At 69.8% G+C, this 21513-nt stretch carries 17 protein-coding genes and 5 pseudogenes; 7 read left to right on the plus strand and 15 right to left on the minus strand.

Annotation, left to right across the window (positions count from 1 at the left end):
- Positions 1–192: 192 nt before the first annotated feature.
- The gene (locus ACIBA9_RS19715; protein ID WP_030052720.1) at positions 193–396 is read right to left on the minus strand and encodes a cold-shock protein; all 204 of its coding nucleotides are present in this window, start codon (positions 394–396) and stop codon (positions 193–195) included.
- Between the two features lie 202 nt (positions 397–598).
- Positions 599–937 carry a MerR family transcriptional regulator gene (locus tag ACIBA9_RS19720; protein WP_189932162.1) on the minus strand — a complete coding sequence of 113 codons (339 nt, stop codon included), beginning with the start codon at positions 935–937 and terminating at the stop codon, positions 599–601.
- Positions 938–2170: 1233 nt separating this feature from the next.
- Between ACIBA9_RS19720 and ACIBA9_RS19725 the strand changes: the two are divergent.
- Positions 2171–2563: pseudogene (locus tag ACIBA9_RS19725) on the plus strand (ATP-binding protein).
- A 45-nt stretch (positions 2564–2608) separates the two neighbouring features.
- A pseudogene (locus ACIBA9_RS19730) lies at positions 2609–2967 on the plus strand (hypothetical protein).
- Between the two features lie 100 nt (positions 2968–3067).
- Here ACIBA9_RS19730 and ACIBA9_RS19735 read toward each other — a convergent pair.
- From ACIBA9_RS19735 to ACIBA9_RS19750, 4 genes are all read right to left on the minus strand, one after another.
- Positions 3068–3376 (minus strand): SCO5918 family protein, encoded by a 309-nt coding sequence (locus ACIBA9_RS19735; RefSeq protein WP_399364578.1) that lies wholly within the window; start codon positions 3374–3376, stop codon positions 3068–3070.
- A 52-nt stretch (positions 3377–3428) separates the two neighbouring features.
- Positions 3429–3833: a CBS domain-containing protein gene (locus tag ACIBA9_RS19740; RefSeq protein ID WP_399364580.1), complete on the minus strand. Its 405-nt coding sequence runs from the start codon at positions 3831–3833 to the stop codon at positions 3429–3431.
- Positions 3834–3879: 46 nt separating this feature from the next.
- A complete protein-coding gene (locus ACIBA9_RS19745) occupies positions 3880–5373 on the minus strand; it encodes a DEAD/DEAH box helicase (RefSeq protein ID WP_399364582.1) in 1494 nt (497 codons plus the stop codon).
- A gap of 345 nt (positions 5374–5718) precedes the next feature.
- Entirely contained in the window at positions 5719–5922 is a 204-nt protein-coding gene (locus tag ACIBA9_RS19750) for a cold-shock protein (protein WP_045556499.1), read from the minus strand.
- Positions 5923–7220: 1298 nt separating this feature from the next.
- On the opposite strand from ACIBA9_RS19750, the gene mgtA reads away from it, so the two are divergent.
- A complete protein-coding gene (gene mgtA, locus ACIBA9_RS19755; protein WP_399364585.1) occupies positions 7221–9920 on the plus strand; it encodes a magnesium-translocating P-type ATPase in 2700 nt (899 codons plus the stop codon).
- A gap of 134 nt (positions 9921–10054) precedes the next feature.
- Positions 10055–10252, plus strand: a complete 198-nt coding sequence (locus ACIBA9_RS19760) for a hypothetical protein (protein WP_399364587.1) — start codon at positions 10055–10057, stop codon at positions 10250–10252.
- 44 nt (positions 10253–10296) lie between these two features.
- Here the strand turns inward: ACIBA9_RS19760 and ACIBA9_RS19765 are convergent, their stop codons facing one another.
- Complete coding sequence (locus ACIBA9_RS19765; protein WP_399364589.1) at positions 10297–10974, minus strand: HdeD family acid-resistance protein; 678 nt, start codon at positions 10972–10974, stop codon at positions 10297–10299.
- A 541-nt stretch (positions 10975–11515) separates the two neighbouring features.
- Here ACIBA9_RS19765 and ACIBA9_RS19770 point away from each other — a divergent pair.
- A complete protein-coding gene (locus tag ACIBA9_RS19770; protein WP_399364591.1) occupies positions 11516–13960 on the plus strand; it encodes a flippase-like domain-containing protein in 2445 nt (814 codons plus the stop codon).
- A gap of 150 nt (positions 13961–14110) precedes the next feature.
- Here the strand turns inward: ACIBA9_RS19770 and ACIBA9_RS19775 are convergent, their stop codons facing one another.
- Together ACIBA9_RS19775 and ACIBA9_RS19780 are read right to left on the minus strand one after the other, a co-directional pair.
- Entirely contained in the window at positions 14111–14272 is a 162-nt protein-coding gene (locus tag ACIBA9_RS19775; protein WP_399364593.1) for a hypothetical protein, read from the minus strand.
- A gap of 80 nt (positions 14273–14352) precedes the next feature.
- A complete protein-coding gene (locus ACIBA9_RS19780) occupies positions 14353–15318 on the minus strand; it encodes an alpha/beta hydrolase family protein (protein ID WP_399364595.1) in 966 nt (321 codons plus the stop codon).
- A 169-nt stretch (positions 15319–15487) separates the two neighbouring features.
- Here ACIBA9_RS19780 and ACIBA9_RS19785 point away from each other — a divergent pair, with 169 nt between their 5' ends.
- Positions 15488–16084, plus strand: coding sequence for a TetR/AcrR family transcriptional regulator (locus ACIBA9_RS19785; RefSeq protein ID WP_399364597.1), 597 nt, complete (start codon positions 15488–15490; stop codon positions 16082–16084).
- 310 nt (positions 16085–16394) lie between these two features.
- Here the strand turns inward: ACIBA9_RS19785 and ACIBA9_RS19790 are convergent, their stop codons facing one another.
- Complete coding sequence (locus ACIBA9_RS19790; protein WP_399364599.1) at positions 16395–16958, minus strand: ATP-binding protein; 564 nt, start codon at positions 16956–16958, stop codon at positions 16395–16397.
- A 59-nt stretch (positions 16959–17017) separates the two neighbouring features.
- On the opposite strand from ACIBA9_RS19790, the pseudogene ACIBA9_RS19795 reads away from it, so the two are divergent.
- A pseudogene (locus ACIBA9_RS19795) lies at positions 17018–17197 on the plus strand (SpoIIE family protein phosphatase); the annotation flags it as partial.
- Positions 17198–17481: 284 nt separating this feature from the next.
- On the opposite strand, the gene ACIBA9_RS19800 reads toward ACIBA9_RS19795, so the two are convergent.
- The 5 genes and pseudogenes from ACIBA9_RS19800 to ACIBA9_RS19820 all read right to left on the minus strand — a co-directional run.
- Positions 17482–18324 carry an alpha/beta hydrolase gene (locus ACIBA9_RS19800; protein WP_399364601.1) on the minus strand — a complete coding sequence of 281 codons (843 nt, stop codon included), beginning with the start codon at positions 18322–18324 and terminating at the stop codon, positions 17482–17484.
- A 447-nt stretch (positions 18325–18771) separates the two neighbouring features.
- Entirely contained in the window at positions 18772–19512 is a 741-nt protein-coding gene (locus ACIBA9_RS19805) for an alpha/beta fold hydrolase (RefSeq protein ID WP_399364603.1), read from the minus strand.
- Between the two features lie 39 nt (positions 19513–19551).
- A pseudogene (locus ACIBA9_RS19810) lies at positions 19552–19757 on the minus strand (inositol monophosphatase family protein); the annotation flags it as partial.
- Between the two features lie 106 nt (positions 19758–19863).
- Positions 19864–19974: pseudogene (locus tag ACIBA9_RS19815) on the minus strand (hypothetical protein); the annotation flags it as partial.
- A 346-nt stretch (positions 19975–20320) separates the two neighbouring features.
- The coding region (locus ACIBA9_RS19820) for an FAD-dependent oxidoreductase (protein WP_399364605.1) at positions 20321–21513 on the minus strand (1193 nt) is incomplete at its 5' end.

Here is a 21513-nt window from a genome sequence, read left to right on the forward strand (position 1 = left end):
TTGCAGCGACTGAGGTCAGGAAGGTTCAAGCCGAAGTCGCGGCGGCCCCGGGCCTCCACGGATCAGGGCCGCGCAGCCATTGCTGCGCGGCACTGATCCTGCACCGGCCCGGCACGAGAGCAGGCGCCTTCGTCCAGGTGGGCGTCGGCCACCGGACGCGGCGCGCACGATCCCTCGAGCAGGTCTGCGAGGTCAGGCCAGGTTGATGTTCTCGGCCTGCGGGCCCTTCTGGCCCTGGGTGACGTCGAACGTCACGGCCTGGCCCTCCTGGAGCTCTCGGAAGCCGGTGGAGTTGATCGCGGAGTAGTGCGCGAAGACATCCGGACCGCCGCCGTCCTGGGCGATGAAGCCGAAGCCCTTCTCCGCGTTGAACCACTTCACAGTTCCCGTTGCCATGTCTCATGCCTTCCAGTCGATGAACGCCTACCACTCCGTATGGCAGACGGAGGTGATCGCCCTGGTTCCCGCGGCACAGCACAGCAAAACGCCCACACCAAAGGCGCGGGCAGGGAATTCCGAACCACGACAGCTGACGCAGACGCTACACGCCCACGCACCGTGCGTGCGGTGCCCGCCGACGCTGACGGGCACGCTCATCTCATGCTGCTGCCGTCGGGTTCGCTGATTCGGCGGCGCGGCGGTATTCGGCGTTGAGGCGCTGGGCTTCCTCGAGCTGGTCTTCAAGGATGACGATCCGGCAGGCCGCCTCGATGGGGGTCCCGTGGTCGACGAGTTCCCGGGCGCGGGCGGCGATGCGCAACTGGTAGCGGGAATAGCGGCGATGTCCGCCTGCGGAGCGCAGCGGGGTGATGAGGCGGTGTTCGCCGATGGCCCGGAGGAAGCCCTGTGTGGTGCCGAGCAGTTCGGCGGCCCGGCCCATGGTGTAGGCGGGGTAGTCGTCGTCGTCGAGTCGGCCGAACGTGTCGTCTGCTGTCATTGCACCTCTCTGTGGCACGCGTGGAGGGGCCCTGGCGCCGTACTGGCACCAGGGCCCCGAAGGAACTACTACACCATCTGCCGGCCCTGATACTGCACCGGCCTTGTGTTTCCGCGGACCCGACCGAGACGCTGTCGGGGGCGCGGGGATCGCGGTTGCTTGACCGGAGACCACCTCACTATCGATGTCCTGCGGTACCCGGGTCCGAGAATTCCACCCGGGCGATCCTGATGGCGCTCGGCTCCTCCGTTCTTCCCTCTTGATCAACTACTCACTTACGGAAACTGTGAACTGCTGGTGGCCTCGAACAGCGCCACCCTTCGGCAGCCAGCCCCGTCGCCCGTACTGCGTCTGCTCTGGCTTGGAACCCCACTGCCGAACCTCCCGGTGCGCGCGCCCGCAGCCGACGCCTTCACCGAGGTACCGCTCACTGACTTCACTGCTGGGTACTGCGAACCTTCACTTACTGGTACTGCCACTGCGGTGCTGCTCATGGCGGCCCCTGATCACTGCGGGCCGCCCGGTCCGGTCGTCAGTCCCGTCGCCGTCCTGCAACCGCTCTGGCTTCGGAACTCCACCACCGAACCGTCCTGCGAACTACAACTGCGCACTGCTGCCCGGCAGTTCATCTCTGCCGGGCCTCTCTTGATCTCGGCTACGAGAGAAACCATAACCACACCGCCGACGAATGTCTACTCCGGCGGGCATAGATTTCCGTGCACTCGACGATGAGGTAGTCCGTCTCGACCAGTCTGCCGCGACCGGCCCATGTACGGTTCAAGCAGCTTCGGGGCTCAGTCCGGCGCGCAGGGATCCCCCGCCGCGCAGCACGTCGGGCTGAGCGGGACATCGCCGACTGCGCCGCGGCTACCGTCGGCGGGCACCGGCCAACACTGCGTCTCGTGGAGAACTACACTGGCCCGGACGGGCGTTTCCAGCCGTGCCGCCCCGCAGGTCGGCCGTTGACGAGCGCGGCAGGAGTCCCTGCGCCGCCCTCGACGGTCCCGGGATGATCGAGCAGCTCGTGGCGAACCGGCACGGCCTCTGACTCGAGCAGACCGCGGGCTGCGGAGACACGGGCTCACGGCAGCAGGTGCCTGTCATGCGTGGACTGTGGTCCTCCGTACCCTTCAGGCAAGCACTGTGGCTCCGCGGGGGTTGGCGGGTGGAGGGCACAGGGGCCGGGTAGGCACGGGCAGGGGCATGGACTATTCAGAGACCGTGGTGACCCTGATGATCACGGGGATGGCCAGCGTCGCAGCCGTCCGTTCCACCGCAGCCATTGCCGACGCGCGCGATACGGCACGGGCCTTCCTCTGAGGTTTGCAGCAGCCGGCAGTGGCCCCTGACGCGGCGAACACTGTGGTCTTGGTCGTGTCCGAGCTCGTCACCAATGCCCTGCGCCACGGCGGGGGCCGCTGCACACTGGAACTGACTGCGCACCCCGACACCATCGAGGTCGCCGTTCACGATCCCAGCCGGCCTGTGCCGCGCATGCGCACGCCTGACCTGAACGACGGCACCGGGGGCTTCGGCTGGCCCATGGTCACCCGCCTCGCGCGCGCCACGGCGGAAACCCGCCGGGCCTCCGGCTGCAAGACCGTGAGCGCCTTCCTTGCCCGGTAGCGTCACCGCTCAGGCAGCCGGAGGCCGGCGAATATGGTCCGCCTCATGTCGCAGCCTGACGAGTTGCTCGCTGACGTCGGCGCCCCGGTGGAGTCCGACCAGAGCAATCAGAGTCCCTGACCGTGGTCACCAGTGGCGCTGTCATCACCGGTCGATTGGCTCTCTCGTAGCCACGTGAAGGCAGCGGGTGTCGGATGTGCTGACGGATTCCGCCCGCTTGGACGAGTCGCCGCCGTCTTCGACTCCCCAGCGAAGAAAGGACGGGCCGCCCACGCGTCTGCACTTCCATGTCGCCCGGATCCTGCAGGGCACCCTGGAGGTCCGGAGACAGGTGGAGGTACCGGGTTGCGATCGAGGACGTCAGAGCCTGGACCGTGGGCGACTTCAGCTGTTGCGGCCACTGAGCGACGGCGAAGGGAACCCGGTGCACGCAGTGTGGGCCCGACCGGCGTACCGGTCGGGCCCACACTGCTGCTCAGGTATCTGCTCGTGCCCGTTTCCGGGTCAGACCGCGACGGGGGTGCCAAGCATCGCGGAGGCGTGCTGCAGCGGGCTGAGAACCTGCAGCGGCTCTGCCTTGGGAACGGCGCGGCAGGTGAAGCCGAGCGCAGTCATGGCCCGCAGGACCTCGCCGGCGCTGAAGTCACGGCGGTCCTGGCGGGTGATGACCTGGCCGACCTGCTTGACGGGGTAGTGGCGGCGGCCGATGAGCACCGATTCTCCGGCGACCGGTTCGGGCTTGATGCCCTTCATCGATTCCAGCACTCCGCCCCTGGTGAGCTCGAAGGGGAAGCGGGCGATGACGCAGCGCATGTGGCCTCACAGAGCGAAGAGGGGAGAACGGTCCGACCAGGGGCGAGGTGTTTCAGCGGGAGAGGGCGAGGATGCCCAGGGCGCTGCCTTGCTCGTCGACCACCGGCAGGACACCGAGCCGACGGGTGCGCATCGCGTGCTCGGCTTCGGCCATCGTGGTCACGGGTGAGGTGGACGATCCGTGGTCGCCGAGGATGTCGCGCAGGCGGACACGGTCCGTGTAGTCGGAGCTGTCACGGACGGCGGCGAGTTCGGTACGGGTGACCAGGCCGGTGCGCTGGTCGTCCTGGTCGCAGACGACCAGTCGGCCCGTGCGTGCGGCGGCCATGACGGTCAGCGCCACCTCGACGCTCATGTCGTCACAGACCTGCGGTCCGGCCGCGTCCATGACCTCGACCGCAACCCTGTGCACCGGGTTGGTGTCCGCCGGGCGGGTCTGCGTCTGAATCAGCGTCATAGGGTGCCTCCTGCAGAGATGGGCCGGCTTCCTGATCACGAAGGTTCTAGGCCACCGTGCCGAAGCCGGACTGGCGTACGGGGGCGCGCCGGGTCGCCGAGGAAGGGCGGCGTCGGCCTCGGGAGGTGGCGCTGCGCTTCGGGCGTTCGACCACCGGTGCGGTGATGACGACCGGGATGCCGGACGGGGCCTGGGCGCCGGTGATCCGGCTCAGGGCCTCGTCGCCCGAGCGGATCTGGGTGGTCTGCGGCCGGATTCCGGCGTCCGACATGAGGCGGACCATGCCGCGGCGCTGGTTCGGCGTGACGAGCGTGACGACGCTGCCGGACTCGCCGGCGCGGGCGGTACGGCCGCCCCGGTGGAGGTAGTCCTTGTGGTCCGTCGGCGGATCGACGTTCACGACCAGGTCGAGGTTGTCGACGTGGATGCCACGGGCCGCGACATTGGTCGCCACCAACACGGTGACGTGCCCGGTCTTGAACTGCGCCAGCGTGCGGGTGCGCTGCGGCTGCGACTTGCCGCCGTGCAGCGCGGCGGCCCGTACCCCGCTGTTGAGCAGGTCCTGGGTCAGCCGGTCGACGGCGTGCTTGGTGTCCAGGAACATGATCACGCGGCCGTCGCGGGCGGCGATCTCGGTCGTGGCGGCGTGCTTGTCGGCGCCGTGGACGTGCAGGACGTGGTGCTCCATCGTGGTGACCGCGCCGGCCGACGGGTCGACCGAATGCACGACGGGGTCGGTCAGATAGCGGCGTACCAGCAGGTCGACGTTGCGGTCCAGGGTGGCGGAGAACAGCATGCGCTGCCCCTCCGGGCGCACCTGGTCGAGCAGCGCGGTGACCTGGGGCATGAAGCCCATGTCGGCCATCTGGTCGGCCTCGTCCAGCACGGTGATGCCGACGTGGTTCAGCCGGCAGTCGCCGCGGTCGATGAGGTCCTTGAGCCGCCCCGGTGTCGCGACGACGACCTCGGCTCCGCCGCGCAGCGCGCCGGCCTGCCTGCCGATCGACATGCCGCCCACCACCGTGGCCAGCCGCAGGCGCACGGAGCGGGCGTACGGGGTGAGCGCGTCGGTCACCTGCTGTGCCAGCTCACGCGTGGGGACGAGGATCAGCCCCAGGGGCTGGCGGGGCTCGGCACGCTGTCCGGCGGTGCGGGCGAGCAGGGCGAGGCCGAAGGCCAGGGTCTTGCCGGAACCGGTGCGCCCGCGGCCCAGGACGTCACGGCCCGCCAGGGAGTTCGGCAGCGTCGCTCCCTGGATCGGGAACGGTGCCGTCACGCCCTGCCTGCCGAGTTCGGCCAGCAGCTGCTCCGGCATGTCGAGGTCGGCGAAGCCCTCGACGGCCGGCAGTGCGGGGGTGATCGTCCTGGGCAGCGCGAACTCGCCTTGCACGGCGGCGGGCCGACGGCCGTAACCTCCGGAGCGCGCGGGCCCGCCGGTACGACGCGATGCCTGCGAGCCGTAGCCGCTGCCGCCCCTTCCGGCGTCGGCACGGCGGTCACGGGTGCGGGCGGGGCGGTCGTTCGTGTACGTGCGGTTCATGCGGAACCTTCCTCGATGTGGCACATATCAAGGAATTCCCGCTGCGATGAATGGCACGGAGAATTACAAGTATGGACCGGTGGCAAAAGAAAGCAGGTCTGACCGACAGAAATATCCGTGGGCACAGGTGCTGAAATGGGTGACGCGATGGGGACTTTGCGATCCGGGCGTCGGCTGCGGTGCAGCGCTTCAGGATGCGTCTGCATCCTGAGGGAGAAACCGATCGTGGTGGTACTGCGGATTCCTCCGGGGCGTCCCGCGGGTGAAAGCCGCTGCGGGATACGCATGCAGCTGGGACCCGCACCCCGAGGGATGCGGGCCCCAGCTACGGATTGCGCGTGAGCGTCAGGCCGGAACGATGTTCTCGGCCGTCGGGCCCTTCTGGCCCTGCGCGATGTCGAAGGTCACCTTCTGGCCCTCGAGCAGCTCACGGAAGCCCTGCGCGGCAATGTTCGAGTAGTGGGCGAACACGTCGGGGCCGCCACCGTCCTGCTCGATGAAGCCGAAGCCCTTTTCAGCGTTGAACCACTTAACGGTACCAGCAGCCATGTCATATCTCCTTTGGGGCAGTGCATCAGCATCCGCACCGCGCGGACGCCGTGTCGCCGCGATGATTACCCCGCCCGGAAATGACCGGAAATACAAAAGTGCTCCCGCCCGGCAGAAGCCTGGCGAGGGCACTTGAAGTTTTGGGAACCACAACTGCAACTGAGATAGACAGTAGCACGCCGGAGCGGCCCGTGTGCGGTGGATAATTCCACTCTGCTCTTCGCGGCAAAAACTCCCACTGCCCGGCCCGCCAATATCTGATCCCTCGGGAACAGATATTGATTCACTCGAAGTTCAACGTCGCAGCAGAGTTGCCGACCGGCACGCTGCGCGACGGCCGGGAAAAGGCTGCCGCCGCCCAGGAAACGCAGCCGCGAGCCGCGGACGGAGTGGCCAGCTGGCCCGACCATGAGCCCGGGGTTTCCGCGCCCACTGCCGACCACGGCTGGTCGGCGTGTCGGCCTCTCGGGCTCTTCGCCAGCCTCGGCTGGCGAAGAGCCCATCCCACATGTGTGATTTTCGCTGCCGTACTGAGGGTGCCTTGCTGTCGCGGCAGGGGGGGAGGTGTACAGGAGGCCTTGCCTCTGCATGGAGACCGGTGATGACGACCTCTCGCGTGCCGCGGTCCTCGCTTGACGGCATACCTGACGGCGCCGTGATCGCCCTCCTGGAGCAGGAGAACGGACGGAGTCGAACTGCGCGTGGACCTCGGGTAGGCGGGCGATCGGGTGTTCGTCAACAACGTGTCGTTGGGAGCGTATGCCGCCCTGGTCCAGGATCCTGCCTACCGGGACGACAAGATCGGCACGATGGTGAGGATCCTCCCGGAGTTCCTGGCCCGCCACAAAGGTCCGGAGCTGGTGGTACGCGCGGGACTGCTCACGGTGGACCGGCCGGATGCCGTGCTGGTGAGCAACAACCCCTACCAGGTAAATCAGTCCCCGGACGCTGCGGGTGTGGGTTCCCCGTCATCGGCCGGGCACCGTGCCTACCGGATGGCGGCCGCCGGGATGGACCCTCGTCCGGCGGACGGCCTCACTCGTCGGGCGGGGTGCCCATGGCCGCCGCGCCGACTGACCGAAGCCCGCCGCACGGTGGGCATCAGGTCCCGGAGACAGGGCCCGAATGGCCCCATGGGGGCGTGAGCAGACGAGGGTAGAAAGTAGGACTGTGACTCTGTCAGGTCATCCGGGCCCGTCCCCGCGTCCGCTCAGTACTGCCGGACGTTCGTCCGGCCCTGTGCCGACGCGTTCGCGTGTGCGTGTGTGGGTGGGCAGACGCCCGGGCGGTGGTCGCTGATGGTGACCACTGTCCGTGCGAGGCCGGTGGCCGAGGGGCGTGCCGTCGCGGCGGCCGCCCTGCCCACCGCGCAGGTACTCCGTGATCTCCAGGTGCCGGAGGGCGGCCTGTCGTCGGAGGAGGCCCTACGACGGCTGAAGCGCTGGGGCCCGAACGCCGTCCACTCCCACCGAGCTCGGGCGTGGCTGGTGCTGTGGCATCAGGTGCGTTCGCCGCTGCTCGGCCTGCTGCTGGTCGCGGCCGTCGTGTCGTACTTCGTCGGAGAGCGCAGCGACGCCGTGATCATCGGGGCGATTGTGGCGCTCTCCGTCGGCCTGGGTTTCGTCAACGAGTTCCGGGCGGAGAGGACCGCCCAGTCGCTGCACGCGAAGATCCGTCACCGCGCGGTCGTGTTGCGCGACGGGCGACCACAGGAGGTGGAGGTCACCACGCTGGTCCCGGGTGATGTGGTGGAGCTGCGGCTCGGCGACATCGTGCCCGCGGATCTGCGGCTGCTCGCGACCGTGGGACTGGAGTGCGGCGAGTCGGTGCTGACCGGCGAGTCGTTGCCGGTCGCGAAGGACACGGCTGCCGTACCGCCCGGCACGGCGCTGGCGGACCTGTCCGGCTGCGCCCTGATGGGCACGGTGGTGCACTCCGGAAGCGGCCGCGGTGTCGTGGTCGCCACCGGTGCCGAAGCCGAGTTCGGGAAGATCGCCGCCGGGCTGAGCGGGCACCAGCTGGAGACCGAGTTCCAGGTGGGACTGCGCCGTTTCTCCATGCTCCTGGTCTACGTCGCCGGGGCACTGACCACGTCGATCTTCATCATCAACGTCGCACTGCACAAGCCGCTGATCGACGCCCTGCTGTTCTCCCTGGCGATCGCGGTCGGCATCACCCCGCAACTGCTGCCCGCGGTCGTCTCCACCAGCCTGGCCGCCGGCTCCCGTCGGATGAGCCGGCGCAAGGTGCTGGTCAAGCGGCTGGTGTGCATCGAGGATCTCGGCGACATCGATGTGCTGTTCACCGACAAGACCGGAACCCTCACCCAGGGCCGCGTCGACTTCATGCGGGCCGTACCGGTCACCGGCACCTCGGCGGAGGAAGTGCTGCACCGGGGACTGCTGTGCACCGAATCGGACGTGGACGGCCAGGGCCGGCCGGTGGGCGGAAACCCGCTCGACGACGCCCTGTGGGACTCACCGGCCGCCGCCGCCCAGCGACCGTTGCTCAGCGGCTGGAAGCGGGCCGGCGTCTTGCCCTTCGACCACGAGCGGCGGATGGTCTCCGTCACCGTCACCGATCCCGCCGGTGACACCCTGCTCATCACGAAGGGCGCTCCGGAGACGGTACTGGAGCGCTGCGTGGACGTGCCCGAGCCGGCCCGCGAGGCGCTGGATGCGGAGTTCGACGCCGGGAACCGTGTCGTCGCGGTGGCGACCCGGCCCGCCCACCCGGGAGCCGCACTCAGCGCCGCCGACGAGCGCGATCTCCGTCTGGTCGGCCTGCTGGTCTTCCTCGACCCGCCCAAACCCGACGCGGCCGAGGCGCTGCGGCAGCTGGACGCACTCGGTATCACGGTGAAGATCGTCACCGGGGACAACTCGGCGGTGGCTTCCAAGGTCTGCCACGAGCTGGGGTTGACCGACGCCGCCGTGCTGACCGGGAGCGACCTGGACGACATGGACGACGAGGGGCTCACCGCCGCCATCCGCGACACCACCGTCTTCGCCCGGGTCAGCCCCGAGCACAAGGCCCGCATCGTGCGGATCCAGCGCAAGACCGGCGGCGACGTCGCCTTCCTCGGCGACGGCGTCAACGACGCGCTCGCGCTGCACGCCGCCGACGTGGGCATCTCGGTGGACTCGGCCACCGACGTGGCCAAGGACGCCGCCGACGTCATCCTCCTGGAGAAGGACCTCGGCGTCCTGGCGGCCGGGGTCGCCGAGGGGCGCCGGATCTTCGCCAACACCATCAAGTACGTGCTCATGGGCACGTCCAGCAATTTCGGCAACATGTTCAGCGCGGCCGGAGCCTCACTGTTCCTGCCCTTCCTTCCGATGCTGCCCTCCCAGATCCTGCTCAACAACCTTCTCTACGACACCAGCCAGCTCGCCATCCCCACCGACGAGGTCGACGAGGAGCAGGTACGCCGGCCCGCGCACTGGGACATCGCCTTCATCCGGCGCTTCATGATCTGTTTCGGCCCGATCAGCTCCCTGTTCGACTTCGTCACCTTCGCCGTGATGCTGGGCGTCTTCCACGCCGACGCCGCCCAGTTCCACACCGGCTGGTTCGTGGAGTCCCTCGCCACGCAGACCCTGGTGATCTTCGCCATCCGCACCCGCCGCATCCCCTTCTGGCACAGCCGCCCCAGCCTGCCCCTCACACTCACCGCGCTGGGCGTCGTCGCCCTCGGCGCCGCCCTGCCGGCCACCCCACTGGCCCACGTCCTCGGCTTCCAACCCCTGCCGACCGCCTTCTTCGCCGCTGTGGCCGCCATGGTCGTCGTCTACCTCCTCCTCGTCGAACTCGGCAAGCGGATCTTCTACCGGACCACACGGCCACCAGCTCGCCCACAACCCGCCCCCGGTCACCGGCACCTGCGCCGCCGCGCAGCACGGTTCAGCACCGTCACCCGACGGCCGCACCCGCAAGCCCCCCGCCGTCCCCCGGCGAGCGGTCCACACCCAACGCGCTCCACCGCGTCATCTGTGTGATCCGCCGGAATCCTGCACCCGCCCGCCATGCGACTCAGCACCTCTGCGGCCGGTCGTGCCTCTACGGCCGGCGCAGTCGCTGATTTGCCTCGCAAAACAGACTTCAGCAGAGCGCTTGCTCGACGAGCCTGTCCGTGTCGCTGTTCGCCGCCGCGTCGGCCGCCTGCGGCGTCGCCCCGGGCCTGGGCACGCTGGTCGCCGCCCGCTTCGCCCAAGGAGCGGCGGCCGCAGTGATGATGTCGGCCTCCACGGCGCTGATCGGCCATGCCTCCCCCGATGCGCGCCGCCGGGCGCGGGCGGTGGCGATCTGGGTGATAGTCGCTGGCCAATGACCCGCGCAGGTCGCGCAATGTCGCTGCTCGCCGCGTCCGGCCGATCAGTGCTGAGGGTGCGCACGTGCGTGGAACAGAGGGCGCCGCTGGGTGGCCGTACCCGAAGCGAGCTGGCCGATCTCGACGCGTGTCCTGATGGCGCGGACGACTTCGGTCAGCCCGAGAATGATGGCCATAACGCCCACCACCAGGGTGAGGGTCGCGATCGAGGCGAACGGCATGACGATCATCACGATGCCGGCAAGAGCACTGATGATCCCGAAGGCGACGTGCCAGCCGCGACCCGGCATGGCCGGGGCGGAGGCCGCCGCGGCCGTCTCCAGGGTCCCCCGCAGCAGCCAGCTGAAGCCGATCCACAGGGCGAGCAGCAGGAGCGACTGCAGGGTGCCGCGGAAGCAGATCAGTCCCAGCAGGATGGAGACCGCGCCGGTGATGAAGTGCAGGACGCGAAGGTGCCCGGGGACGTGGGTGCCGAAGGTGGCTGCGAGTTGGAAGACGCCGGTGGCCAGCAGGTAGACGCCCAAGAGAATGCCGACGACTCGTAGGGTCTCGCCCGGCCAGACCAGGGCGATGACGCCCAGGGCGATGGTGGCGAGGCCCATCGTGAGCAGAATCTGCCAGCCCATGTTCGCCAGGGCGGACACGCCTTCGGCCAGGGGTCCTTCTTGTAGGTCGGTGCCGCGTGGCGGAACAGGGCCGGGGGTTTCGGAAGGAGATGTCATGGCACCTGGCTCCTCCTGAGGTCAGTCCGGCGTCGCTCAGGAAGGAGGCGGCCTGGCCGAGGTCGAGGGTGCCCAGCGGAATCAGGTATCGCGCCGCCGGGACCAGCAGGTAGTCGGCTATGCCGCCGTCGCGGCCGCCTCCCGGGCCCGGGCCCTGACCACGAAGGTTCTGGCAGCCGATTTGCCGCAGAGCACGAACCCGGTGACACGCGCGCGCTTTGGCCTGCGGACCAGCAGGGAAAGGACAGCGAGGCCGCTGTCGGCGAGGGCGGGACGCGTGGCGGGCAGCGACAAAGGCCGCTGAGCACCCCATCGCGCGCTCTGGGCGGCGTGGGTTTGCGGACCGGTCTGGGACGCGCTCGAATGGCGGAAGAGCGGACCCGTCTGCCGCGCCGGTTGGTCGGATGAAGAGGCGGTGCCCGCCGACGAGGAGCCGACATGACCAAGGCCGGATCCGCCTGGGCGACCGGCTGTGAGTGAACGCCCTGGCATCATTCCGCTCTCTGTCGCCGCCGAAGGTGATCAGGGCGCGGTGGCGCCGGTGATCGATGCCCCGCCGCCGCGCTACGTACGCCGGGCGGCCGATCTGTCGCGGCTGCTGGTGTCCGGTGCCGTGCTGGTGGTGACGGTGCTGCCGGCCGTCGCGGCGCTCGCATCCGCCCGCAGGATGCAGCAGGGGCTGCTCGACGCGGCGACCGCGCTACCGCCGGGCTTGCGCGACGGTGTCGTCGGAGCGGTGCAGGTGGTCGCCATCGTCGCGCCGGTGGTGTCCCTTGGCGTGCTGACCGCGCGACGGCGGGGCGACGCGATCCTGCGGCTCGTGCCGGCAGCGGCGCTGGGCGCGCTGCTTTCATGGTCCATTACCCACCTGGCCCTGACGCGCAGCAGACCGGCCCTGTGGCCGCAGGTGCTGGCAGGGCGGGGCTCGCTGCTGCATGCCGGCTGGCCGCCGGCGGCGTACCTGGCCGCCTGCGCGGCGGCGGTCGTCGCGGCAGGCCCCTGGCTGGAGGCGCGTCTGCGGCGGACGTGGTGGACGCTGACCGTCGTGTGCGCCGGGCTGAGCGTCGCGACCGCCGCGATCATGCCGCTGGAGGCAGTCGCCGCGCTCGCCGTCGGAGGCGTGGCCGGATCCGTCGTGCTGCTGCTGGCCGGCGGCCCGGCGGACCGGCCGGCCCCGCAGGCGGTCGCAGACGCACTCGTCGCGTGCGGGATCCCGCTCGCCGCGCTGCGGGCCACGCCGTCACCCGATCGACGCCCCGGGGAGGGGGTCCGCTACGGCGCCGAGACCACCGCCGGTGCGCGGCTCACGGTACAGGTGCTCGGCCCCGAGGACCGCAACCGCGATCTCTTCCACCGGCTGGCCCGGCTCGCGCTGCTGCGCCACCCCGACGACACCGGCGCGCACACCCCACTTCCCGCGGTCGAGCACGAACTCCTCATGCTCGTGTTCGCAGGCCGAACCGGCGCCCGGGCGGCCGAGCCGGTGATCGCGTACCCGGTGTCCAGGGGCGGCGCATTGCTGGCGACGATCGAGCACGCCGGGCGTCCGCTGTCCGCGTTCCTGAGCGAGGAGATCACCGACCAGATGCTCACCGGGGTATGGACATCCGTGGGCCGCCTCCAGAAGCACCGACTGGCGCATCGGGCGCTGCGCCCCGAATACATCCTCGTCGAGCCGGACGGTGCGTCCCGGCTCATCGCGTTCGCGCGGGCCCGGCTGGGCGCCACACCCGACGCGCTCGGCAGCGACATCGCCGAACTGTTGGCCACCACCGCGACACGCGTCGGGGCGCCGCGCTCCACCCGGTGTGCGCTGGCCGGACTCGGCCCGCGGCTGCTGGCGACCGCCCTGCCCTACCTGCAGCCCCTCGCACTGCTCGGGCCCGCACAGCGCGAGGTCGCCCGGTACGACCAGGCCCGTGCGCGGGCGGCGGGAGCGGGTGCCAAGCGGCGCGCGGTACGCCCCGGCGGCCGCCCCAGCCTGTTGCGTGACCTCTCTGCCGCGGTCGTGGAGGCGCCCGGTGCCGAGCCGGCTCCGCTCGCACACCTCTCGCGGTTCACCTGGAAGAGCATCCTCGGCCTGGTCGGCGCGTTCCTTGTCTTGCACCTGGTGCTGCCGCAGCTCGCCAGCGCCCCGGCGGTGGTGGCCGCGTTGCGCCAGGCCAACTGGTGGTGGGTGCTCGCGGTACTACCCGTCACCTTCATCTCCCAGGTCTTCTCCACCTACCTGCAAATGGGCACCATTCCGGCCAAGTTGCCATTCGGCCCCACGTACGAGGTGCAGTTCGCCAGTTCGTTCCTGAACCGCATCACCCCGAACAACGTCGGTGGCATGGCCCTCAACCTGCGCTACCTGCAGAAGACGGGGATCGAGACGGGGGCCGCCACGGCCTCCGTCGGCCTGCAGAGCCTCGCCGGCGCCGTCTCCAACGCCGCGCTCGCCGCCTGGTTCTTCGCCTGGGCCGGACGTCACCACACGGGAGTACACCTGCACGTGCCCGCAGGCCGGTATGTGCTGCCGGCCATCGCCCTGGCCCTCGCGGCCGGTGGGGTGCTCGCCGTGACCCCAGTCGGCCGGCGCTTCCTGCACGAGAAGGTGTGGCCGTTCCTGCGCGCGGCGGCCTCAACCGTGACCGGGGTCGCCTCCGACCCCGTCAAACTGGCTCTCCTCGTCACCGGCGCGCTCGGTCTGCCCCTCATCCAGGTCGTCGGACTGGCGCTGAGCGTGCACGCATTCGGCGGCTATCTTCCCTTCGTCCAGGCCGGCGCCGTCTACATGGCAGCACGCCTCGTCGCCAACGCGGCTCCCGTCCCCGGCGGACTGGGCGCCCTCGAAGCCGGCCTCATCGCCGGTCTGACCCTGCTCGGCGTCGCGGCCGGCGCAGCCACCTCGGCCGTGCTCGTCTACCGGCTCCTCACCTACTGGCTGAACGTCCCGCTGGGCGCCCTGGCCCTGCGCGCCGTGCAGCGTAAGGGCTACGTCTGACGCCGCTGCGGTCACGTCCGGTGGCCGGGCAACTGTGATGGCTGTTGTGGTCACGGCCGTCCCATCTGGGGTACCGCAGCGATGAACAACTGCAGCAAGGTGTAGGCGTACTGGCCGGAGGTGCCAGGGCGGCCCGGCGTCCGCGTCGGCTCACGCCACACCCCCGAAGGGGTCGAGGCGGTCGTCGAAGTTCTGGATGCCCGCCGACTCCCGTGCGATGCGCGCGAAGACCTCATCCAGCTCCGGCATCGGCGCCCGGTCCGGCTCGTCGTCGGCGGTCGCCGGCATCGCCCGCAGCGGCAGGTCCGCCACGGGCGGCCGGCGTTCAGCGGCAATACTCCGGTATCGCCACTCCGGTACGCCGGACAGGGTGAACTACCCCGCCGCGGGGGTTACTTGGATTGCACTCGTCCTATCGGGTGGGGGCCGGTCGTCAGTGCCTCGCACTCGGCCTGCCAGGTGGGGGCGCCGGGGTGCAGCTGGGTGTGGAGGTAGGCCGCGGTGAGCCGGGCGAGGGCGGCGACTCGCTCGGGGTTCTCGTCGGTGGTCTCTGCGGCGTCGTATCCGGCGATCCCGCCCAGTCCGTGCTCCGCGTCGAACATCGTGAACAGGGTCTTGGGTCCGGGGGCGAGGGTGTAGGGGTCGGCGTGCCAGTCCGGTCCCATGTCCGTGAAGTGCCGGGGGTCATCCTTGTCGCCGGCGACTACCAGCGCCGGTGCGGTCATGGTGGAAAAGTCGACGGCGCCGATGATCGGCCACTGCTCGGCCATGGGCCCGTTGAGGGCGTGGCCACCCCTGCCGGGCGCGGCAAGCAGTACGCCGGCCTTGATCCGGGGCTCGACGAGGTGCACCACGTTCCCGGTGTCGGGGTCGTTGATCCCGGCGCCCAGCAGGAGAGCGGCGGTGAAGCCGCCGAGCGAGTGTCCGACGAGGGCGACCTTGGCGGGGTCGATCCGTCCCGCGAGCTGCGGCACGGTGCGCTCGATGATGTCGAGCCGGTCGAGGATGTGGGTCATGTCTTCGGCGCGGGATCGCCAGAAGTCGGGCGCGCCTGGTGCGCCGGCGACCAGGTGGGTCAGCGTCCTGGAGGTGAGGTGGGTGGGCTGGACGACGACGAATCCGTGAGCGGCCCAGAAGTTGGCGAGCGGCGCATAGCCGTTGAGCGAGGAGAGGTTGTTCGAGGGACCGTGCCCGTGGGACAGGAGGAGGACGGGGAGGCCGGTTCCGGTCGCGGGTACGGAGACGCGCACCTGGAGGTCCACGGGACGTCCGGGCACGGGGAGGACTACGGGGCTGAAGGACAACACCGGGGCGGGCGTGGCCAGAGCGCCGGCGTGGGTGGTGGGGGATGTGCTCACGAGGTGGGTTTCCCTTTCGGTGACACCTGCCGCCCGCTGGTCTCCTGCGACCGTCGGCGGACAAGGCGGTTCAGGGGCACCCCGCTTCGGCTAGGCTGAAGCGGAGCGCTGTTCCATTTAGTATCCGGAGCGTTGCTCCGCTTTGTCAATCGGTGTGGAGGAGTACGCGATGACCACCGACAGCCCCGCAGGCCAGTCGCCGTCACGAAGCAAGCGGGCCGACGCCCAGCGCAACCGGCAGACGGTGCTCGCTGCCGCCGCCGAGGTGTTCGTCACCTCCGGCGTCGACGCGCCGATCCGCCAGATCGCGGCCCGGGCGGGCGTCGGGATGGCCACGATCTACCGCCACTTCCCGACCCGGGCGGATCTCGTCACAGCCGTTTACCGCCACCAGATCGAGGCATGCGCCGAAGCCGGCCCGAACCTGCTGGCCAGTGCCGGCTCCCCGCTCGACGCATTGCGTCAGTGGATCGACCTCTTCGTCGACTTCCTCGTCACCAAGCACGGACTCGCCGACGCCCTGCAGTCCGACAACGACCGTTTCGCCGCGCTGCACGCCTACTTCATCGACCGCCTGCTGCCCGTCTGCGCCCAACTGCTCGACGCTGCGGTCGAGGCCGGCGACATCAAGCCCGGTACGCAGCCGTACGAGCTGATGCGTGGCATCGGCAACCTCTGCATCGGACGCGACGACGACCCCCGCTACGACCCCCGGCGCCTGATCGCTCTCCTCCTCCAGGGACTGCAGCGACCTCACTCGGCCTGACGTCGACGAGCGGCATTGCGTCTGGACCCTCCGCGGCTCACGCGCGACCCGAGCGGCCTCTCAACAGTCGGAGAGGCCGACGGGCAACAGCGCCTCTGAGCTGGTGCTGTCACTTCTCAGGCTCTAGCTCAGCGGTTTCCCGCTGACGTGCCGAGCGGTGGCCGAAGCGGGAAGGTGACGTCCCGGCCCGGGCCGAACGCCATGCGACGGCTCTGCTCGACGCAGGGTAGGTCGTTTGTGTACGCCGGCCAGCCCCCGGCACTGCTCGGCTGCCGCGCCCGGTGGCATCTCCATCCGGTACAGCGAGACGTCAGGCGGCGGCGAGCAGGATCCGTGCGGTGATGCCCTTGCCGACGTTCTCTCGCAGGGCGGTGATGTCGGCGGCTACGGCTTTGACGATCTCCAGGCCGTACCGGCCCACCCGCCCAGGATCCGCACCGCTCGGCGTAGGCAGGGCCGGGTCGCTGTCCCACACCTCCAACTCGAGCGCCTCACCGGCCAGACGCAGGCGCAGCAGGATGGGGCCTGGGGCGTACTTGCAGGCATTGGTGACGAGGTCGCTGACCACCAGCTGGGTCAGGCCGAGGACGCGGTCCGTCACCTTCGGCCGGGACGCGTCCCCGTGCTGGGTGAGGAAGGCGGCGGCCTGATGCCGTGCCTCAGCGATGCACGTTCCGTCCCCGGACAGGGCGATCGTCCCTCTATGTCCTCGGCGCCGGTTCGCCGCAACAGTTACCCTCCGGCTCGTTGGTCCGCCCTGTCGCCACGGCTCCGTCCCTTTCCGCGCCCTCTTGCCCGGCCGGGTACCACGCCCGCCGTCGTGCACGTGTGACAGGGTTGTCCGGGTGCATAACCTGTAACACGCCCCAGCCACTCCTCGCCGAGGTGGTTACTGACTGCAGCAGGCGCGGTGCAGACGCGCGCGGGTAGGGCACCGACGGGCTTATCGAACGCCACAGCGAGGACATCGACGCCAGCCTGACCCGCCTGACCGACGCCCTCGCCCAGCACGCCGCTCTCCTGCCCGACGACCTGGCCGATGCGCTGCTGACCCGCCTCGGCGTCAGCACCGGCGGTCGCGACGACATCGCACTGCTCGTCATCCGTCTGTGAACAAGCCGACTCATCGGACGAGCGAGCACCCCCGGAAGCTCCCCGTCGACACCGCGCACAAGTCGTCGAAGGGCCGAGCAGTTCGTAGGTGTCGAGGGACAGCACCGCCCGGACGCCGATGGAGTGCGCTTCGAGGGACCTTGGGACCGGCGGCACGTGGAAAAAGCACGCCGCCTGCCCCCAGCATCGACCGGAACAGCTCGATCTCACCAGTGCGCCCCGCAAAGGCACACCGTCGTAACTCACCGAGCCGCTGCCTGATGATCGTCACAACGGGGGGCGGGTCAGTTGTCGAACGCCGTGGCCACGGCATCTGCGAGCTGATTCAGGACGTCCCGTGAGAGCTGTACCGACCCGGTGAACGAGAGGAAAGCGTGGGTGGCGCCCTTGATCGGAAGGTGCGTGACCGGCACGCCGGCGCCGGCGAGCTTCTGCGCGTAGCGGTCACCCTGGTCCCGCAGCGGATCGTGTTCGGCGGTGACGATGACGGCGGGAGGAAGCCCGGCCACCTCGTCGGAGCGCGCCGGCGAGACGCGCAGGTCGGCGCCTTCGTCGGGCGTGTTGAGGTAAAGGCCCCAGAACCACTCGAGCCAGCTGCGGCTCAACAGCGGTCCGGCCACGTTCTCGTACATGGAGGGGCTGTCGTCGAACCGGTCGACCGCCGGATACGCCAGTACCTGCAGTGCGATGCGAGGTCCCCCGCGCCGCTGCGCTTCCTGCACGAGGGCCGCGGCCAGGTTGCCGCCGGCGCTCTCGCCGAACACCGCGATGCTTTGCCCGTCGCCGCCGAAACCTCCGGCGTTGGCCGCGACCCATGTCAGGGCGGCGTAGGCGTCTTCGATCCCCGCCGGGAAGCGGTGTTCGGGCGCGAGCCGGTAGTCGACGGAGACCACGATCGTGCCGGAGCGGTTGGCCACGATGCGGGCTATGTGGTCCTGGCTGTCCAGATCTCCGAGCACCCATCCGCCCCCGTGGAAGAAGACCGTCACGGGCAGCGGTCCGGAGCGCGGCAGGGTGGCGGGGGCGTAGATACGGACGGGGACCTCGATGCCTTCGGCGGCGGCCACTGCGTCGTGCACGCTGCCGACAGGCTCGACGTCGCCCGCGAGGGCGGAGAAGCTGCTCACGAGAGCGCGGTTCTCCTCAACCGTTCGGCTCTCCGGTGCCGGCCCGCCTCCTTCGGCCAACTTCTGGAGCAGCGCATCGATCTGGGGATCGAGGGACATGATGAGGACCTTTCTGGAGGCGGCGTAACGACACGGATGGGAATGAGTGCTCCAAGCACTGCAAGTCGCCGGAGTGGAGCAGCGGCAGCATGCTGACGTCGGGCGCTGTGCGCCCCTTATTACGACCGGGCACGCGCTCCACACGCACTGCGATCGTGGTCATGATGATGTGGTCCTTTCCGTGGGTGCGGGTTCTGGTGTGCGGTCGGCGTGAGAGTGTGGCGAGGCTTTGTGCGTGGACGCCGGGCGCGGTGGCCAGGAGGCTTTCCTCTGCGAGGTCCAGGGGCGGCCCTGGGCATCGGCCCGCAGGTACGACGGACCGTTCGCCCCCCGAGGTTGCGGCGCGAGCTAGCTGAAGAACTGATGGACACGGGAGGCGAACCATTCGGGTTGTGCCAGGTGCGGGTAGTGCGTGCGGGTCGGTGTCTGTTCGGCCACGGCCCCGGGGATACGGTCGGTGAGCCAGTCGGCGTAGTCCCCACCGGGATCGGTTCCGTGCAGGGACAGGTACGGAACGTCGGGCGGGAGACTCGTGGTACGTCGGGACCACGCTGCCAGCGTGTCTGCGTCCCAATCAAGCAACGGGGTCCAGAATCCGCTGAACACTTCCTGGTCGAGGGTGCGGCGGCGCTCGATGTCGGCCACCAGCGAAGGGTCCAGCTCGCCGTACAGCTGAGCGAAAACCGTACGAACGAAGTCGGTGAAGCCCTCTCCCCGCGCGGCGGCGACTATCTCCGCAGGAAGTGGACCGACCCGCAGCGACTGGTCGACATTGACCACGCCACGAGTTGGGTAACGGGCCGCGTAGGCGGTCGCGATCACCCCGCCGAGGGAGTGACCGACGATGAACGGGGATTGGTCCTCGCCCAGGGACTCGATCAGCTGGTGGATGTCCTCCACCGACTCGTCGATCCCGTACGGCTGGGCCCGAGGCGAGTCACCGTGGCCACGCAGGTCGACGCTCAGCACACGGAAGTGCTGCTGCAGGTGAACGGGGTCCCAGAAGCGCCGGTTTTCGGTGATGCCGTGGACGGCCACGAGCATCGGTCCCGTGCCGTCGAGGTCGTGGGCCAGCTGGTCGTCGGCCATGGTGTGGTCCTTTTCGTGGGTGCGGGTTGTGGTGCGCGGTCATCGTGAGAGCGTGGCGACGGCCTCGGCATGGACGCCGGGCGCGGCGGCCAGGAAGCTCTCGCTCTGCGGGTCCAGGGACGGCCCTCGGCGTCGGAGATCCGTCGGCCGGCCTCGGTGACGAGCAGCGCTCCGGGAAGCAGGTCCGCGCGGGCGCCGCCGAACTGCCAGAAGGCGTCGATCCGGCCGGCGAGGTAATCCTCCAGCCGACCTGAACATCGTCGGGATCAGCGACAGCCAAACGACCCTGCACCTGCTGAACGTGGCCACGCCCATGCCGGTGGCCACGGCGGTGAAGTCGATGTCGGGTTGGCTGAGGTCGAAGAGGGCGTTGGCAGCCGTTCCGGCTTGGCCGCCGCCGACGCGGTCCAGTTCGGCGTGCAGGATTGCGTAGGAGCGGTTGTTGAGTATGACGGTGGTCACGTCAAGCTTCTCGCGGGCCTGGGTTCATAGTCCGTAGATGGTGTAGAGCGCGCTGCCGTCGGCTTGCAGGCGAACGACGGGCCGTACGGACATGCAATGGCTGTGCGGCGGCAACGGGGATGCCTTGCCGTATGGCGAGGCCGGTCAGCCGGAGCACGTCGTGTGGTGCAGAGTTGGCGGTCGCCGGGAAGGGGGTGTTCATTCCCTCGGTTGTGGACTCGTCGACGATGATCGTTTCCGGTGGGAGCAGGGCGCCGATGACCTTCGCCCGGTTCTCTGTACGCAACGGCTCCACCGCGGCAGCCGTGGCGGCGGCGATGAGCGCCGGGGTGCCCGGCGCCCTGGATCATGCTGCCCGAAGCAATGCTCGCCCGAGCACAGCCGGCCGCAACAGCTTCGAAGGCGGATCGAGTAGCGCCAGGACCCGGATGAGCTGGGCCGCGACCGTAGGGTCGGTAGCCGCGGCGGCCATCAACCGGCTCATCATGGCGCCCTGCATCTTCTGCGTCATGTTCGCGGGACCTCCCGGCTCGCCGGCCATCCCCCACGGCGCGGTTAGCAGGTCCGTCGCCCGGGCCAGGAAGTTGGCAGTGACGTCGAGCCGGCCGGCTGAGAGCGTGTCGCGCAGCGCGCGGGCCTCCAGCGCCGCCACCGTCAGGCCCTGCGCATTGACCGGGCTCAACGAGCACAGTGCGTCCCCGACCACGATCAGCCCGTCCGGGAGACCGGCGAGTTGGTCGTACCGTCGCCAGCGGGTCGCGGGGAAGCGGTACGCGACGATGTCGCTGAGCGCCTCGGCGGTCCTCAGCGCCGTGAGCACGTCATCCGGGGCCGCCGCAGCGACGAACTCCGCGAATCCGGCCTCGTCGGTCGGTGGAGGCGCGGCGGGGGCCGTCCCGGTGACGGTCAGTACGTGCCGGCCGTGCTCGACCGCGAGCAACAGCAGCCCGCGGCCGTTGGCCCTGACATCGCCGCCGATGAGCAGTGCCCGGTCGTGCTGGGGCGGGAGCCGAACAAGCCGGCTGGCGTAGGCGACATCGACGTTGACGATTTCCTCGGCGGGGCGTTCGTATCCGAGTTGCTCGAGCCAGACCGGCGTACGGCTGCCCCGGCCCATCGCGTCGACCACCAGGTGGGCATTCAACGTCTCTTCGCTGCTGCTGGGCTCCTGCCGCAGGATGCGTACACCGGTGATCCGCCGGTCATCGCCGATCAGCCCGACCACGTCAGCGCCGAGCACCATCCGCAGGCCGTCCTGTTCGACCAGCCGCCGGCGCAAGTGGCGCTCGTAGAACGGCACTGTCGCGTGGACGGAGTGCGCACCGACGGGCACCCGCGGCAATTCCTTCCCGCCGAGGTAGAAGCGGTAGTCCGACAGCACATCCGCCACGATCGCGCCGTCGGCGCTCATCTCGTCCACCAGACCGGGAAGGACCTCGTCGACGACTCGCGCGCCGGCCGGAAGGAGGTTGTGGGCATGCCGGCCCTGAGGGACGCCCCGGCGGTACTGGCCGGAGGCGGGGTCGCGGTCGACGACCG

It is taken from the genome of Streptomyces sp. NPDC051452 (assembly GCF_044454765.1).
In the GTDB taxonomy this organism is placed as follows: domain Bacteria; phylum Actinomycetota; class Actinomycetes; order Streptomycetales; family Streptomycetaceae; genus Streptomyces.

What these genes read in the sequence shown, in the direction of transcription:
- ACIBA9_RS19715 (WP_030052720.1), bottom strand. Translation starts at nt 396, where the DNA reads ATGGCAACGGGAACTGTGAAGTGGTTCAACGCGGAGAAGGGCTTCGGC.
- ACIBA9_RS19720 (WP_189932162.1), bottom strand. Translation starts at nt 937, where the DNA reads ATGACAGCAGACGACACGTTCGGCCGACTCGACGACGACGACTACCCC.
- ACIBA9_RS19735 (WP_399364578.1), bottom strand. Translation starts at nt 3,376, where the DNA reads ATGCGCTGCGTCATCGCCCGCTTCCCCTTCGAGCTCACCAGGGGCGGA.
- ACIBA9_RS19740 (WP_399364580.1), bottom strand. Translation starts at nt 3,833, where the DNA reads ATGACGCTGATTCAGACGCAGACCCGCCCGGCGGACACCAACCCGGTG.
- ACIBA9_RS19745 (WP_399364582.1), bottom strand. Translation starts at nt 5,373, where the DNA reads ATGAACCGCACGTACACGAACGACCGCCCCGCCCGCACCCGTGACCGC.
- ACIBA9_RS19750 (WP_045556499.1), bottom strand. Translation starts at nt 5,922, where the DNA reads ATGGCTGCTGGTACCGTTAAGTGGTTCAACGCTGAAAAGGGCTTCGGC.
- mgtA (WP_399364585.1), top strand. Translation starts at nt 7,221, where the DNA reads ATGGTGACCACTGTCCGTGCGAGGCCGGTGGCCGAGGGGCGTGCCGTC.
- ACIBA9_RS19765 (WP_399364589.1), bottom strand. Translation starts at nt 10,974, where the DNA reads ATGACATCTCCTTCCGAAACCCCCGGCCCTGTTCCGCCACGCGGCACC.
- ACIBA9_RS19785 (WP_399364597.1), top strand. Translation starts at nt 15,488, where the DNA reads ATGACCACCGACAGCCCCGCAGGCCAGTCGCCGTCACGAAGCAAGCGG.
- ACIBA9_RS19805 (WP_399364603.1), bottom strand. Translation starts at nt 19,512, where the DNA reads ATGGCCGACGACCAGCTGGCCCACGACCTCGACGGCACGGGACCGATG.